Below are 16509 nucleotides of genomic sequence, written 5' to 3' on the forward strand. Positions count from 1 at the left end.
AGACTGCTGACAGTACATATAAGTATCTTAGTAAGTATGTTTATGATCTAAAAAAATTTAAATCGGGAACACTGAAAGGGACTGAGGTTAAAAATCTAAAGGGGAAAATCTTGAACATACGATATGTAGGCAAATTATCGATAGAACAAAAAGAGGGATTGCTGAGGTTAGAAAAACTAGCCGATGAGAATCACATTAAACTAAATATATATAAATCTCCGTGGACACTAAGATCTGTTAAAGGTAGAAAAGCATATGATTTATCTGAAACTCAAATGGGCAAAACAAGTGAAGATTATATGGCAAAATATCATAAACGATTTAATGATGATATTAGGCGATTGCCAAAGACCTTCAAGATACTGGATTTTGTTAAAGGTGGTGAGACAAAAATTAGTTATAATAATAACAAGAGACATGAAGTTATTGAAGATGCTATTGGAATTAGTGAAAAACTATTTTGTGTTCGAAGCAAATCAGTTGAGACTGCTGACAGTACATATAAATATCTTAGTAAGTATGTTTATGATCTAAAAAAATTTAAATCGGGAACACTGAAAGGGATTGAGGTTAAAAATCTAAAGGGGAAAATCTTGAACATACGATATGTAGGCAAATTATCGACAGAACAAAAAGAGGGATTGCTGAGGTTAGAAAAACTAGCCGATAAGAATCACATTAAACTAAATATACACAAGTTTTCTTAATCAAATTTTTAGTATTGATCCTTACTCCTAAGATCTCTTAATCCATTTCAATATATAAAGTTTCTTTAAATTACTCTAACATGAAATTTGGAAAATATGTATAAATGAAGGAATTATTATTAGTATAGACCCCTTGAAAAATGATAGTTTTTTAAGGGATATTAAACCTGATTTGCCCAATTAAATGTAGTATAAGCCTTTCCACAGTTAAGGTACATTCATTAATTGATCTATTTGCTGTTTAAAGGACTTAAATACTTTAATTGGTAAATTAAACGTTGATTTGTCCTTACTTTTAACATTGAATGTTGTATGGATGAAAATGATATCAGATGCCTTATTTATAAATAAACATAAATTGTAAAAAAATAAAGTATTTATCTCGCTCTCTTCTTGATTTAAAAGAGTATTATAAATTATTTATCTAAAAAATTGATTTTTAGAGTGTACCTTAATTGGGGAAACTTTAAATGCATACCTATTATCTAAAATAAGCATTGTATACCCTTAGTTTTAGTACTGATTTGGAAGGACCCTATATGAGTAGGGAGCTTAAGGTATGTATATTCATTTTACGCCAACTATGACCAGATTTCACTTGGATTAATTAAGGTTTAAACGTCAAAACACTATTTATATATGTCAAAACACTACTTATATGCTTTATACCCAGGAGTCATACTGGAAAATCTAATTTCCAGGCACACTCTTAGATCAAAGTTCTCAAATTTTAAGCGCATAAGTCTATATTATTGAGGTCATAAGTTTTCTTTTTTTCAGTAATCTCGTGAGCTTAGCAAGAAGTTTGCTTATTTTTCACCTTTTTGTTTATCTTTCTTCCACATTTAAATCTGAGGTAATGGATATAGCTGTTTTGTTTTCGCTACTTGCACAATTAATGCCTGTTTTCTTCATACCGCCTGTTTATTAGTAGTTTATTTTATAAAATAACATAAAAAAAATCTTAAATTTATAATTACGTCTCGTTTAGAGTTATTTAATGATTTTTACTATATTTAAATGGATTAATGGCAAAAAAGAGTAAATTAATATACTTTAATTAGAATTATAACTTAATTAATACTTATAATTAAAATTAATCAATAATAACTGGCTTTTGATGAATTGTTAATGAGGTTACTAAAATGTCTGATAGCTTTGATGATCCAATGGGTTATGCACTTAAACAGTTATGGATTTACCGTAAATTGATATGGTTTTTATCTATTTGCTTACCAGTAGTGCTTCTTTGGTTAATTTTCGGTGGCATTTGGGGTATTGGAAAGGCGATTGGCAATTACTACAGATCATTTTATGAAAATATGTAAAAATAGTAAATGGTAATCGTGTAATCTCGCTGATTTCACTTATCTGATCATATAGTTGCGTTTACAAATGAATATTAAGTAACTACTTCTGTCATACTTAATTATTTATCAATGTAAAAAATTTAAAACAATTTTATACTAGAAAATGAGGCTTATAAGTTGGCAACTATCCCACAACCTGCTAAAAAAAGTTATTTCTTTGAAAAATTTTACAAGGACTCTGTAAATACTATAAAAGGTGCTTTTAAGAAAAATAATGATTCTATTAGACAGTATTCGGGCAATGGCATTATAGACACTATATTATCAATGTTTTCACTAGATCCACGTGCTATCTATAAACCTGCATTTAATTTATCTAAAATTGTTTCAATTGTAGTCTTCGGTTATATCATCACAATGGTTTTATCCATTATTCATATTTTCATATATTTAGTTATTCAGATATTTGCCTGCATATGGCTTGTGATTATTTGGACAATTGACCGAGTTTATCTACGGATTATGGGAAAGAATCTCTACACATCTTGCGATGTGTGTGGAAAAGAATCACTAATACCAGTTTATGTTTGCCCAAACTTAAACTGCCAAGAAAAACACACAAACCTAACACCTAGTCGATACGGAATTCTTAAAAGAACCTGCAATTGTGGAGCAAAACTTCCTGCTGTATTCTTCAATGGAAGGCGGAAACTCAAAGCAATTTGCCCTATTTGCTGGCAAAGAGGCAAAATAACATATTTGAAGGATAGGAAGATACACTCAAAAACGGTTGCTAGCGTGAAAATCATACCTTCTCCAGTTATTTATTCAGTTCCTTCTCCAGTTCCTTCTCCAGTTCCTTCTCCAGTTCCTTCTCCAGTTCCTTCTCCAGTTCCTTCTCCAGTTCCTTCTCCAGTTATTTCTCCAACTCTTCCTGATATATATATCAATGAAAGAGAACTTCTCAAAATAAGAGAAATTCTCAAAATAAATGTTATGCCAAATACCTATCAGGAAATTTACAATGTGTATTATAAAAATGAACCTGAAAATACTAAAAGGTTTAATAAAATGGGGGATTGTCTCAAGGAACTTGGTAAAATAGATTATTATGATTTTCTAAATCCTGGTCGTATCCAAAACATGAGTAAGCAGTCGTTCGACAAGCTCAAACAGCAAGCAAAAGAAAAGAAAGACAAATTTAAAAATGATAGAATTGTTGATGGTGTAACTGTTGATGATATTATAAGAAAGGCCGGTACAAAGGTCTGCGAAGAATGTGAGATGGTTTTTAATAACGAAAATAGCAAAAAAAATTATGATGAATATTTATTATACTGTAAAAGAAAAAAAATTTTAGATGATGCAAGAGCAACTGCACACAAACAAGGATATTTGAATTATGAACAAGGAAATGATTTCATAGGGAAATTAACTGAATTGTTTAAAGATAGAAAATTAGCGGAAAAAGTTTTCATTGCTTTTTGCAAAATCGAGATAATTCCATATACTTGTGTATTTATTAACTTAGCTAAACAATTTATTAGAAAGCCGGATTTTAAAACTGCTGAAAAATGCGTGGGGTTTGCCGAGAAGTACTGGCCTGGAAGTATTAAGGTTAAGGAGATTAGAGAAGAATTGAAAAAGCATGAACATCTAACTAGTCATGTTGAATACTGCGAGCCCGAAGATGAATTGGATGATTTACTGAAGGAATTAGAAGTCAAACAGAGTTCCAATGGCGCAGGGGTTATCAAACAAAAATCAAATGCAGTTACACCTTATATTTTTGGGACTTCTGTTATTGGGTCAATTCATACCAAAATGAATACACCTTGTCAGGATGCTTATGATTATGAAATTTTATCTTCAGGCATGAGTATTATTGCCGTAGCAGATGGATTGGGTAGTGCTAAAAAGAGTGATATCGGTGCAAAAACAGCTGTTGAAACTGCCATTGAAACAGGAAAAGCGATTATTGCAGAAAAAAAAGGCGAGAATATAGATTATAAGCAAGTTTTAAGAGAAATTGTCACTTCTTCAAGAAATGCTCTTGAAATCAAGTCTAGAGAAGAACAATGTAATTTAGTTGATTTGGCCTGTACTATTATTGTTACTTTGTCTTTTGAAAGCAATGTTTATATAGCTCACGTTGGGGATGGCGCTGTAGTTGCAAAAACTGCTCACGGACTATCAATAATCTCGGAGCCTGAAGAATGTAGATATGTAAATGAGGTAGTACCCTTAACAAGCAAAAATTGGGAAAATTCTTTAAGAATTACTTCAAATGTTGATAATGTAGAATGCATTGCTGTTTTTACCGATGGATGTCAGCGGGCTTCTTTGATTAAAACACGAGATGGATTACAACCTTATGAACAATTCTTTGATCCTTTATTCTGTTATGCCCAAGAACTTAAGAATTTAAAACAAGGCGAATTGGATATTAAAGATTTCTTATTTTCACAGAAAGTTAGTGAAACTTCGGAAGATGACAAGACACTTTTGATATTGGTATTAAATAGAAGGGAGTAATTCTAATGAGTTTCACTGCTTATGACGACACTGGAAAAAAAATACGATTAATAAGTACTAATAAAAGTGGAGGTGAAGGTGTACTTCATAAGATTGAAGGAGATAGTTTTCTATGCGCTAAAGTTTTTCACCGTGAAAAAATTACAAAAGAGCTTCATGAAAAAATCTTAACAATGGTAGATAACCCCCCAAATGATCCTACTTGGTCAAGTAATAAGCATGTATCAATTGCGTGGCCAAATTCAGTTCTTTATGACGGCCCTAACAAAAGTAAATTTATAGGATTTACAATGCCTCTTATAAATATGAACTCTTTCAGGGAAATTCATGAGTATTGGGACGCAGAAGACAGATTAAAATATTTTGGTGGTGAATTCACATGGAAGCATTTGTTTGTTACCGCGTTCAATATTTCAAGAACAATTGCAGCCGTCCATGAAAAAGGTTATTGTATAGGGGATTTAAGACAGACAAATATCCTTGTAAACCCAGGTGCATTGATAACTCTAATTGATTGTGACTCTTTTCAAATAAAAGACCCCGTTTCAGGAAATATTTTTTACTGCCGAGTTGGATTTGGAGAATTTCTTCCTCCAGAACTATTGGAGCCGGGTGTAAATTTTGGAAATAAAAATTACGATCGATATTATTCAGACTTATTTGGGCTGGCGAGTATTATTTTCAGATTACTAATGAATGGATGTGATCCATACCAAGCAAAAGGTAAGCCAGTTGAATATGAAAATACACCTCAAAAGAAAATAAGGAAAGGATATTTTCCTTATGTACCTAAATATAAAAACATAGGTGTTAAACCTCCAGATGGTGCATTCCCATTCGAAATAATTCCCCCATCAATTCAGGAACTTTTTATTAAATGTTTTGTAGACGGCCATGATAACTACAAAGAAAGACCTACAGCAAGAGATTGGGTTACAGCTCTAAGAAAGGAGATAGATACTCAATGATTAAAACCTGAAATTACACCTGAAGGTGTAATTGTATAGTGGGAAAAATTGACAATATAAATTATCAAGGAGTATAATTAGATGAAACAATGTAATGCAAATGAAAATCATTGGTACTCTAATCATCTTTCTTATTGTCCTTGGTGTAAAATAGCAAATGAAACTGGAAAAGATCCATTTCCAAGAACTAGACAACAAACCCCAGTCATACCGCAAACTTCAGTTTCTTCTATGAAAGGACGATCATTTAATCCAATAGTAACAAATCCACCAAAGAAAAAAAACGCTCCACTCTACAAAACAATCTTTTTCGGGGTAATTCTATGCTTTCTGGCACTTGTTGGAAGTGCGATGATAAATGGAAACGACGAAAGTTTAATTGCTTCACATGTGCCTGTGGGAGTTACACCAGCACTAGATCCGACAGCAAGCGATGGCGATGATACAAATCCAAATTCAGGTACAACAATTAGTACAAAACAACCAGTACTCCCTGTTGCCGACTTTTGGTCAGATACAACTTCTGGAGAAGCACCTCTAAAGGTACAGTTTTTTGACGGGAGCACCGGATCACCAACTTCCGGGAACTGGAACTTCGGGGATGGAGTTACTTCAACCAAGCAAAGTCCAATACATACCTATACAACAGCTGGAACTTATACAGTAACAGAGACGGTAACCAATGCAGCAGGTAAGGATGCGGAAATAAAAACAGACTATATCACTGTTACAGCTCCTCTGCAAATTCCAGATGCTGATTTTTCTGCATCCAAAACTTCAGGAGAAGCACCACTGACAGTATCTTTTACTGATGACAGCTCAGGATCACCAAATACATGGCAATGGAATTTTGGAGACAGTTCTGATACCTTGACCGAGTATAATCCAACGCATACTTATACAACAGCTGGAACTTATACAGTAACAGAGACGGTAACCAATGCAGCAGGTAAGGATACGGAAACAAAAACAAATTATATCACTGCTACAGCTCCTAAAAGTAATGGCCCAGCATCCGATTACACAAGCTATCCCACCAAATCTGAAGTGTTAACATTTGTAAATAAGTATCAAGGGAGAAGCGACTTTATAGAAACCGTTTCAGAAGCTTCGGGATCTGATCATCCTGAGTGGAAATGGGATATATGGCGAGATCAGTCTGGAAATAAATTTATAAGCTTCTACCACGACGAAAATAATCCCAATGGATATGATAGCATCTATTTTGACAACAAAGGAATAGAAAATTCAAATCCGAAGACTGTATCTCCTCCTATAGAAAGTCACAAAGGAGCTTAAAGGGATACTCAAAATGAAATATCTCTTTTTACTTTTTTGTCTGTTCAGCAGGACAGCTTGCAGACAGCGTTGACCTACGGTTGGTTTCAATCCTTGTTTTAATAGATTTTCTTCGGGAATGAGAAAGAACATCAATCACAAATAACATCATGCTCAACACCTATTCACAATATCGAACTTATAAGTATGCTCAGCGGATAGGATTCGGATCTGCAACCGTGTGAGAGCCCAATTTAAGTCAAAACAGTTGGTGTACCCTACGGGCAAAAGCAGAAGAATTACGCATATCTAACGAGACTTAGAGGCTATATAAGATCAGATATGACAAGCAGGAGGTCTGGCAAGAGATTTCCTGGTATCATGAGGATCTGAACAGAATTAAAGGGATTCATATCTCTCCGTAAAACTGTCGGTAATCTTCAATTGCCTTTTTCGCCTGAGCAGGAAATTCTTTTTTCATATATTCTATGAATTCGTCCCGTGATTGGATTTCCTTGAGGACTTCAAGCATACGGGCGGTAAATTCTCTTGATTCCGCACTTCTTTTTCGGAGTTCAAAAGAGAGGCAGAGAAATTCTTTAGGAAAATACTTTCTTCTAACCCAGGGAGAAACCGAACCAAGGAGCACTCCTTCTTTTAGAACGCTGTAAGCAGGCACTCCTATGAGTTCGAGCCTGTTCTTTCCGGCCAGTTTTTCAAGGTTTTTGCTGGAATAAGAATGAAGCTCAACGTAGATTTCAGGCTTTAATTCTTCAATCGCCTTGATAATATTTTTTCCGGTTCCGAGATAGTAATCCGGGTTCAGGGTTGAGATGTACTTTCCGTTGTCTACAAGTGGAATTAAGGCCAGAGTGCCGGTTTTCGGAGGTTTGATTCTCTTCAGGAGTTCAGTCGTATCCTTCCATTCATCTCCGTGAAGGCCTGCAACGAAGAGCCGAACTGGTCTTCCGCAGCCGTAAACTTTCATCACGAAATCTGGACATGAATCTTGTCTCATTTCTGTACTTTCGTGCTTGCCGGAAAAAGAATCTTCGAAACTTTCTTTTCCGTTTGAGTTTCCTTTTCCTTTAGAATTCTCTATTGTTTCAGAATTCTCAATTCTATCAGAATTCCCTATTCCATCAGAATTCTCTCTTCTGTCAGTATTCATCTGTTTCGAGGCCTCAGAACTCCTTTTCTTCGGGCTGATCTTCTGTGAGCGGCTCATTCTCCTCGGGCAGGGGCTTTCTTGCGACCACATAAATTTCCTGTTTTTTGGGATTGATGACCTGCTGAATTTCAAGCCCAAGGTTCTCGATTTTACTCAGGATGGGCTTTGGGTTCTTCTTTTTCGGGATTTTGATAACCTGCAGCAGCTTTCCCCCGGCTTTCAGCAGAGGCAGCACTCTCGAAAGCGCCTTGATTGAGTCCTCAGGTTCCAGAGTCATATCCGAAAGAATGACGTCTACGGGCTCTTCTGAGAGCAAATTCAGGGGTACCGTGAAGACATCTCCGAACATTATCTCAACGTTTTCCTTTTCGTATGCAATTTTTCCAAGTTCGCTCCTGAAGTCCTTGCTAAATTCCATGCCTTTTACATGGCCTGCAATTTCTGAGGCAAAGAGAAGAAAGCCGCCTGCGCTGGATCCAAGGTCAAGCACTTTATCTCCAGGTTTAAGAATCCCGCTTTCCTCCTGAATAAGCTTGAGTTTGAAATAGCCCTGAGGCTGGTCCAGGCCCTCAGTAACTTCGATTATATCATCAGTAGACACGTCTCTGGAAGCCTTTTTTACCGCCGTGCCGTTTACCTTAACATTTCCGGCAAGGATAGCCGTCTTGGCTCGCCCCCTTGATTTGAAATGTCCCATATCTACAAGGTATGCATCCAGTCTCATGGGGCATTGTATCGGCAGAGCCTGTATATATAGATAGTATTATAGATAGCAAGTCGGTGAGTGTTATAGATAGCACAAGTTGATGAGTGTTGAATATTCTATTCTGGAAAATCCTGGCAATTGTTCTAATTTTAAGAATGCAAAAGTCATTTTTCCTGTATTAACAGCTCTCAGAGTAGCACATTGAAAGCTGGAATCAGACAGTAGTTTTAGTTTAACTTTGGGAGTGCGGAGGCACAGCGGGAAGTCCCCTTCCTCGGAGCGAAGCGACAGGTGGGGAATGAAAGCGCAGCCTCGCACAGTAGTAAATATAACTTCTAAACTTAATTAATCTATTTTTAGCGAAATCTATTTATCTCTTTAAAACCTATGGTGTGTAGTATGTTAAAAGCCTATAAGTATCGAATCTACCCAGATAATGATCAAGAAGAATTTATAAAAGTTCATTTTGGTGCGTGTAGATTCGTCTATAATTGGGCTTTAGAACAGAAAATAAAAACTTATGAGCAAAGTAAGAAATCAATATCAAGGCTTGACTTACAAAAAATATTAGTTCATGAAGTAAAACCTTCTAACGAATGGCTAAAAAAGGCTAATTCTCAAGCGTTATTGGCATCCTTAGTAAATGTTGAATCAGCATTTACAAAATTCTTTAGAGAAAAAACAGGATTTCCTAAGTTCAAATCTAAGAAAAATCCAGTACAATCTTATCAGATGCCACAACATACAACATTATACTGTAGATTTTAATAGAAACGTTATCAAACTTCCTAAGATCGTTGAAGTTAAAGCAGTTCTTCATAGACAGTTTGAAGGTACTATGAAAACTGCAACCATTTCAAGATCAAGTACCGGAAAGTACTTCATATCTATTCTAGTGGATGATGGAAAAGAACTTCCTGCAAAACAAAAGGTTTCAGAATCAACTGCCATAGGGATAGATGTAGGAATCAAAGATTTTGCAATTCTTTCTACAGGAGAAAAGGTTGAGAATCCTAAGTACCTTAAAAACTCTCTTAAAAGAATGAAATGCCTTCAAAAAAGAGTAAGTAGAAAAGATAAAGGTTCTAAAAATCGAGATAAAGCAAGACTACTACTTTCAAAAATCCATGAAAAAATAAGTAATCAGAGAAATGATTTCCAACACCAACTCTCTTCTAAACTTATCCGCGAGAACCAAGCTATTGCGCTGGAAACTCTGAATGTAAAAGGTATGGTAAAAAACCACTGTCTAGCACAATCAATCGAAGATGCTGGGTGGTCAAGCTTTGTAACAAAGTTAGAATACAAAGCTGAATGGGCAGGTAAAACTATCTTAAGGATAGGACGGTTTGAGTCTTCTTCTAAAATATGCAATGTTTGTGGATACCACAATGGTAATCTAACCTTGAAAGATAGAGAATGGATCTGCCCGGATTGCAAAACAAAGCATGATAGAGACATCAATGCTGCAATTAATATCAAGAAGTTCTCTCTTCAAGATCAAAATCTTATAGTAATCTGACACCTACGGAACGTAGGGGATGGGCTTGTGGACTTGTGAACAATAGTTCGAGGGATGAAGCAAGAAACCCCTTCCTCGCCATCAGGCAGGGGGGTAGTTCACTGTTCAAACTGAGGACTATTTTATGTCCTGACTCGATGATGAACAGGTAAAAATCTTATACCCAGTACAACTTGTCATCTATGTGTTTGATCATATACAAGGTTCAAGAGCAGAGCGCGTACAGAGCTTCGAAATTATTTACAGTTTTATTATCTATCGTAAAGAAATAGATATACTTTTAAACAACTATTTTTTTATTTATTTTGTAATTGAGACTTATATTCATTTATCTGTTTCAATACAAGGTATTTTTCAAACAAGGTATTTCTAACAAATCAAGCTTGTATATACAGTGCTGTTTATAACTCATATTATGTGTACAGTTTACTTTATTGAACTTACTTAACTAACCTCTACTGCTTATGCTTCAGGCACGTGGCTTCATCCTGCAAATCTGGTGAGATAGTGTATCAAAAAATGCTTCAAAAATTTACATCGTTGTTTCCCCTCTGGGCAGTTATCTTATCGGCTGTCGCATATGTTTATCCTGAATACTTTGCTCCCCATCAGGTACTTATCGTACCTTTTCTAAGCCTGATTATGCTTGGGATGGGGGTAACCCTCTCAGTGGACAATTTCCTTGCAGTGTTGAAAAAACCGTCAGTGGTTATTCTGGGAACTTTAATGAAGTACACCATTATGCCACTTTCAGCATGGGTAGTGTGTTATGTTCTAAAACTGCCTGCCGATCTTATGACAGGTGTTATCCTGCTGGGCTGCTGTCCAGGCGGCACGGCTTCCAATGTGATCTGCTATCTTGCAAAAGGGGATGTGGCTCTTTCAATAGTCCTTACTTCGGTCTCTACCTTACTGGCTTTTCTGGCAACGCCTTTCCTTACCTGGGTTTTTATAGGTCAAACCGTGGAGGTCGATGTCATGGGCATGCTTGTAAGTGTTGTAAACGTAGTAGTTGTGCCTGTAGTGCTGGGACTTGCAATCAACTATTTCTTTGGGAAACAGATAAATGCTGTCAGAGAGATCTTTCCTGCAATTTCAGCCGCTGCTATAGTGATTATTATTGCTGTGATTATAGGGACAAATAGCGCTAACCTTGAACAGAGCGGCCCGCTGGTACTGCTTGCAGTGATCCTGCATAATGGGCTTGGGCTTGCAGGTGGCTACTGGGTTTCAAAGGCTATGAAACTCAGTGAAATCGAAGCAAGGACCATTGCAATTGATACAGGCATGCAGAACTCCGGCCTGAGTGTTGCCCTTGCGATAAAACACTTTACGGCTGTGGCCGCGCTTCCGGGTGCGATTTTTAGCATATGGCACAACCTGTCCGGAGCTTTCCTTGCAGGGCACTGGTCAAAACAAAGTGTATCCGATCCCGATAAAAGTAAGATGCCTTCCAAAAAAGGCATTCATAGTAAGAAATTGGGGTGAAATCTGGAGATTTCACAAAAAAGAGGTTGGGAAGCAGGATAAATCCGGTGATCTCGCATAAGTTTCCCGGATTTTTCCTGTATTCATCTAATTTTCTTATCTTTATCGATTTCCATAATTTCTTCTCTTTCTCTTCATAATTTTTTTCTCTGCCAGTCTATCATATTTAACAATTTTGCATTATATTTATCAATTTTGCATTTCTGAAATTTCGTTTTTCGGCCTTTCAGCTTTCCAGGTCACTAAATATGTAAAAGTTTCAAATTTTGGAAGTAAGTTTACTTTTTGTTTCCTACTCAGTTCCAAGCCAGTTGAATGTAATATTAAAAATCACTATCTTTGAAACTATGGCTAGTTTTAGTATAAGTAGTTTAAAATAATTACGGGAATAATTATGTTATATAACGGGAGCAATAGGGCTTGTGGATGTGTTGCGGTATAGCGAGCTTACAGTCAAAAAGTAGTGTTATCTAAGCAGGAATTTTGTAGTTAACTTGATCACAACTTCTATTCAGTGTGATTTTGTACTCCAAATATGTATTCTATACTGCAAAATTAAGGATTCATACAAAGTTCAAATAAGCGTTTTTGCAGCTGTACTGTAAGGATTAAAATCTATAGGAGTTGAGGGGAAATGGAGAAGGAGGGAGTAATATGTCTGTTCGCTTTTGGCATCGTACTGGTTAACGCTCTAACCCTTGTAGTTTTTGGTTTTTCCGAAACCTCGATGAGTAATATAAGCACTTCGGAAAAGGAAAAAGCTTTCGACCCCGGAAGCATGAATCTCTCAGTAAAACCTGGAGACGACTTCTATGAGTATGCTGAGGGAGCCTGGATAAAAAACCACCCTGTGCCCCCGGACAAAACCCGATATGGAGAGTTTGCCATAGTAGAGGATAGGACTTATGACCGTGTCAAAAGAATAGTGGAGAGTGCAGCCAGTAACACCTCTGCTCCTGAGGGAAGCCTTGAGCAGAAGATCGGCAAGTTCTACAGCGTGGGAATGGATAATGCCACCATAGAAAAGCAGCGTCTTGACCCAATCAAAGACGAGATGAAGTTGATAGACAACATTTCCAATGCCTCCGATCTCCAGGCAGTCTCAACACAAATGATGGAGTATGGCATAAATCCCTTCTTCTCAATTTATGCTGCGCCCGACAAAAAGAACAGTAAAATCATGATTGCTACCCTTACTCAGGGAGGGCTAGGCCTTCCGGATAGAGATTTCTATTTCAGGCAGGACAATGAATCTATCAAAATTAGAGAACAGTATTTGACTCACATTACCAGGATGTTCGTCTTCCTCGGCGATAGCTCAGAGATCGCTGAGAATAATGCCAGGACTGTAATGAGGATAGAAACCAGGCTGGCCAATGCATCCTTTACTAACGTGGACAACAACGATGAAGTCAAAACGTATAACAAGATGAGCCTTAAGGAGCTTCAGGCCTTTGCCCCAGGCATTAACTGGTATTGCCTCTTTGACACTCTGGGTCGTCCGGACGTAGACGAGGTCAACGTTAGAAATCCTTCCTTCTTCAAGGAACTAAGCATTGTCCTTCAGGACGAGAGCATAGCTGATTGGAAGACCTTCCTGCGCTGGAAGCTGATTTTAGGGACCTCTCCTTATCTCAGCTCTGATGTAGAAGAGGAACACTTTGATTTTTATACGAAAAAACTCAATGGTCAGCAGGAAATGAAGCCCCGCTGGAAAAGGGTTATTGAAGCGGAAAACGAGGCCATAGGTGAGGCCGTAGGCCGTGTCTATGTGGATAGATATTTTGATCAATGTTCCAGAGCCAGGATGCAGGAGATGGCATTCAACCTGAAAAAGGCCTTCCGGATGAGAATTCAAAACCTTACATGGATGGAGCCTGAAACCAGGAAAGAAGCCCTCAAAAAGCTTGAAGCTCTGGATGTACAGGTAGGCTATCCCGATGAATGGCTGAACTATTCGGAACTTGAGATTAAGAACGATTCATATGTCATGAATGTCCTCAGGGCCTCTAAATTCAAGTTCCATCACGGTCCAAGCGGTCTGGACGGAATAGGCCAACCTGTGAATCGTAAGCTGTGGGAAATGAATCCACAGGAGATTAACGCCTATGCAGATTACAATAAAATAATCATAGTCTTTCCGGCAGGCATTCTTCAGCCTCCTTTCTTCAATAAGGATGCTGATGAAGCTGCCAACTATGGTGCCATAGGTGCTATTATAGGACACGAGATGACTCATCACTTCGATAGTCAGGGAAGGAAGTTCGATGCAAGTGGAAATTTGACGGATTGGTGGACGCCAGAGGACGCCGATAGCTTCAACAAGAGCACTGAGGTTCTGGTGGACGAGTACAGCAGGTTCGAGGTCCTGCCCGGCTTAAACGTCAACGGCAACCTGACCCTGCCGGAGAACGTAGCAGACCTGGGCGGATTGACCATAGCCTATCACGCCTATAAGCTCTCATTGAAGAAGGAGCCGGAGATGATCGATGGATTCACTGGAGATCAGAGATTCTTCTTAAGCTTCACCCAGGTATGGAGGGAATCGGACACAAATGAATCCCTGAGGACGCTGACATTGACTGATACCCACTCGCCAGCCAGGTTCAGGGTCAGTGGTGTGGTCTTCAACGTGCCTGAGTTTTACAGGGCATTTCCTGACGTGAATCCCTCAGATAAACTCTACATACCAGAAAGTGAAAGGCCGGTGATCTGGTAAAGTGATCACCGGAAGCCCTTTTTTACCAGTGGAGGCATGAACTGGAGCACCTATGAAAAAGTCTTGAACCCTAAAGGATAATATTTACTGTCAGCCTTATTCTGCTTTGAGATTATCAAATGAGCCGAAAAGGAGCCGGCAAAAGATAGGATGACCGGTCATCCGGGATAAGTTCGAGATTCTTTCGTGTTTTTAGTTTTCAGAGCATGTTTTTATCTTTGGAATTTGTTTTGTCCAAATCTTTTTACTAACCAGTGTATAGTCAGAACGACTATTACCCCCATCCCCAAAATTTCAGGAATGGAAGAGAGTGAAAAATTGAATTCAAAGGAATTTTCTAACATTTTTGTTAAATATTCTATTCCAGTGAGATCGGTATGATCTCTGGGAAAACGTAATCCTAGCAGAGGCCAAAATAAAGTTTTAGGACTTGCCCACATCTGATCTTCCATAAGATGGAAGAAAGAGCCTATAGAAAGAGAAATAATCCTGAGATCTCCTCTTTTTTTGTACAAATATAAACCTATCAGAGAAAAAATGAGAGAGAACAATAGAGTATGACCTATAATGCGTCCGTTTTCAAGGGTAGAAGCAAAGATAACTCTTCCTAGAGGTTTGTCTACTAAGTCAGGCAGAAGGGCTCCAATAACCAGGTACTTAGGATCTATAGTAGTCCTTAGTCGAGGTATAAAAATTCCAAGTACAAAAAATACTCCCAACGTGACGCCAAGATGTCCAAAAAGTAGCATCGTAAATTAAAGATACCTCTATAATATATAAATATTGTTGGTTCCTGATAGAACCTCATCAAAATAGCGATGCTTTGTTTAAAATATTTCTTAGCTATGAACAATATAATCGTCGTACCGAATTAATATAGCTGAAATAACAACCATCCAAATCAAAGTTGCGCTGGCGCACCCCGCTGCAAGCAACAGGATACATTCGCGCCACCGCTCCAAATCCATTAAAGGAGACAATAATCCTAAACAATTTATTACATTGGGAGCGCAGGGGGTCACGAATATCCTGTCCTTTATGTCGGGGATGAAGTGACCCCTCGCCTCTTTTTGGTTTCGTTTAAACCTCTGTACCGTTGCTTCTTTGTAAAGTGAGGTTTCTTGGTATCGTGGTTACAAGAGTGGGAATGCAACTCTATATTAGGGAAACTTTGTTAAAAATACTATGCTTTTCCCAAGAAACCGGGCGGGCGGCCCGAAGCATACCCCATCCACGCAGCAAGCTAGCAAGCTAGGGGGTATTCGACTGAAATGAAATTTTGATAACAATGGAGGAGGGCAAGAGCTTGAATTATACAGTCCTGATTGAACAGGATGAAAATTGCATATATATTGCAAAAGTTCCTGATATACCGGGGGTGTTACACTCAAGGAAAAATATTATACAGATCATGGGGCGCATAAAAGAGGCGATTCAGGTTTGCCTTGAAGCCGAGCAGGATTTCATGTGAAATTTGTGAATAATTCAGGAAAAAAGTTTGACGTTTATATGGACTTAGATTTTTTGTCTCACGCATTTTGTTTATCCGAAAGACTCCTGTGCACTATGCTTCAATCAACCTTTTAAGGCAAAAACATTGCTGTCGTTAAAGATATTAAAATAGTTCTTAATTTACAATGTAAAGCTGTGGATATGTTTCAAATTCTGAGTCTTCGTTTTCTGGTCTTTCTGGATTGTCTTTAGTCCTTTTACAAAGCTAATATCAATTTCAAAGACAAGAAAATAAGGAAATGCTGGCACCTCATCACTTATGTACTAATTTAACATATGTTTACTAAAATATTTTAAAGTCGATAATTATTTATATGATACGCATAATCTAGCCATCCGCTATATGATTAAAAGTTCAAACTCCGCTCTTCTTGCAGTCTACCGATGTTTTTCCTCCTTCTTTTTTGGGACTAGTTCCTGTCTTAACAGGTTTATTCACGCTTGTTTGTGGAGAAAAATGATTATTCTGGACTGAAAGTATTGAAGACAAACAGATTAAAAATTAAAAGTAAAAACGTTATACAATTCAATATCGATGAACGCAATCTACTGAGTATAAATTCAAAAAACCGGTTGTTTACTGCTTAATACTT

Annotated in this window: 11 protein-coding genes and 1 pseudogene; 9 read left to right on the plus strand and 3 right to left on the minus strand. The window is 37.5% G+C overall.

Features of this window, described 5'->3' with window-relative positions; all coding sequences use genetic code 11:
• From BP621_RS11140 to BP621_RS11160, 5 genes are all read left to right on the plus strand, one after another.
• Positions 1 to 707 (plus strand): hypothetical protein (locus tag BP621_RS11140; RefSeq protein ID WP_292389912.1); only part of this gene is annotated, 707 nt, incomplete at its 5' end.
• A gap of 1145 nt (positions 708 to 1852) precedes the next feature.
• A complete protein-coding gene (locus tag BP621_RS11145; protein ID WP_292389915.1) occupies positions 1853 to 2035 on the plus strand; it encodes a hypothetical protein in 183 nt (60 codons plus the stop codon).
• A gap of 159 nt (positions 2036 to 2194) precedes the next feature.
• Entirely contained in the window at positions 2195 to 4552 is a 2358-nt protein-coding gene (locus BP621_RS11150) for a PP2C family serine/threonine-protein phosphatase (RefSeq protein ID WP_292389917.1), read from the plus strand.
• A 5-nt stretch (positions 4553 to 4557) separates the two neighbouring features.
• On the plus strand, positions 4558 to 5520 hold the full coding sequence (locus BP621_RS11155; protein ID WP_292389919.1) for a hypothetical protein: 963 nt from the start codon (positions 4558 to 4560) through the stop codon (positions 5518 to 5520).
• 231 nt (positions 5521 to 5751) lie between these two features.
• Positions 5752 to 6819: a PKD domain-containing protein gene (locus BP621_RS11160; RefSeq protein ID WP_292389921.1), complete on the plus strand. Its 1068-nt coding sequence runs from the start codon at positions 5752 to 5754 to the stop codon at positions 6817 to 6819.
• A 388-nt stretch (positions 6820 to 7207) separates the two neighbouring features.
• On the opposite strand, the gene BP621_RS11165 is transcribed toward BP621_RS11160, so the two are convergent.
• Positions 7208 to 7969: a DUF2119 domain-containing protein gene (locus tag BP621_RS11165; RefSeq protein WP_349682073.1), complete on the minus strand. Its 762-nt coding sequence runs from the start codon at positions 7967 to 7969 to the stop codon at positions 7208 to 7210.
• Between the two features lie 13 nt (positions 7970 to 7982).
• Positions 7983 to 8693, minus strand: a complete 711-nt coding sequence (locus BP621_RS11170) for a S4 domain-containing protein (RefSeq protein ID WP_292389923.1) — start codon at positions 8691 to 8693, stop codon at positions 7983 to 7985.
• 381 nt (positions 8694 to 9074) lie between these two features.
• Between BP621_RS11170 and tnpB the strand changes: the two are divergent.
• The 3 genes and pseudogenes from tnpB to BP621_RS11185 all read left to right on the plus strand — a co-directional run bounded on the left by tnpB (position 9075) and on the right by BP621_RS11185 (position 14404).
• A pseudogene (gene tnpB, locus BP621_RS11175) lies at positions 9075 to 10197 on the plus strand (IS200/IS605 family element RNA-guided endonuclease TnpB).
• A 519-nt stretch (positions 10198 to 10716) separates the two neighbouring features.
• Positions 10717 to 11685 carry a bile acid:sodium symporter family protein gene (locus BP621_RS11180; protein ID WP_292389925.1) on the plus strand — a complete coding sequence of 323 codons (969 nt, stop codon included), beginning with the start codon at positions 10717 to 10719 and terminating at the stop codon, positions 11683 to 11685.
• 634 nt (positions 11686 to 12319) lie between these two features.
• The gene (locus BP621_RS11185; RefSeq protein ID WP_292389928.1) at positions 12320 to 14404 is read left to right on the plus strand and encodes a M13 family metallopeptidase; all 2085 of its coding nucleotides are present in this window, start codon (positions 12320 to 12322) and stop codon (positions 14402 to 14404) included.
• Positions 14405 to 14616: 212 nt separating this feature from the next.
• Here BP621_RS11185 and BP621_RS11190 read toward each other — a convergent pair whose 3' ends face one another.
• Positions 14617 to 15153: a metal-dependent hydrolase gene (locus BP621_RS11190; protein ID WP_292389931.1), complete on the minus strand. Its 537-nt coding sequence runs from the start codon at positions 15151 to 15153 to the stop codon at positions 14617 to 14619.
• A gap of 557 nt (positions 15154 to 15710) precedes the next feature.
• Between BP621_RS11190 and BP621_RS11195 the strand changes: the two genes are divergently transcribed.
• On the plus strand, positions 15711 to 15875 hold the full coding sequence (locus BP621_RS11195) for a type II toxin-antitoxin system HicB family antitoxin (protein ID WP_292389934.1): 165 nt from the start codon (positions 15711 to 15713) through the stop codon (positions 15873 to 15875).
• The last annotated feature ends 634 nt before the right edge of the window (positions 15876 to 16509 follow it).

The organism is Methanosarcina sp. UBA5 (assembly GCF_002505485.1).
Taxonomy (GTDB): domain Archaea; phylum Halobacteriota; class Methanosarcinia; order Methanosarcinales; family Methanosarcinaceae; genus Methanosarcina.

What these genes read in the sequence shown, in the direction of transcription:
- BP621_RS11145 (WP_292389915.1), top strand. Translation starts at nt 1,853, where the DNA reads ATGTCTGATAGCTTTGATGATCCAATGGGTTATGCACTTAAACAGTTA.
- BP621_RS11155 (WP_292389919.1), top strand. Translation starts at nt 4,558, where the DNA reads ATGAGTTTCACTGCTTATGACGACACTGGAAAAAAAATACGATTAATA.
- BP621_RS11160 (WP_292389921.1), top strand. Translation starts at nt 5,752, where the DNA reads ATGAAAGGACGATCATTTAATCCAATAGTAACAAATCCACCAAAGAAA.
- BP621_RS11165 (WP_349682073.1), bottom strand. Translation starts at nt 7,969, where the DNA reads ATGAATACTGACAGAAGAGAGAATTCTGATGGAATAGGGAATTCTGAT.
- BP621_RS11170 (WP_292389923.1), bottom strand. Translation starts at nt 8,693, where the DNA reads ATGAGACTGGATGCATACCTTGTAGATATGGGACATTTCAAATCAAGG.
- BP621_RS11180 (WP_292389925.1), top strand. Translation starts at nt 10,717, where the DNA reads ATGCTTCAAAAATTTACATCGTTGTTTCCCCTCTGGGCAGTTATCTTA.
- BP621_RS11185 (WP_292389928.1), top strand. Translation starts at nt 12,320, where the DNA reads ATGGAGAAGGAGGGAGTAATATGTCTGTTCGCTTTTGGCATCGTACTG.
- BP621_RS11190 (WP_292389931.1), bottom strand. Translation starts at nt 15,153, where the DNA reads ATGCTACTTTTTGGACATCTTGGCGTCACGTTGGGAGTATTTTTTGTA.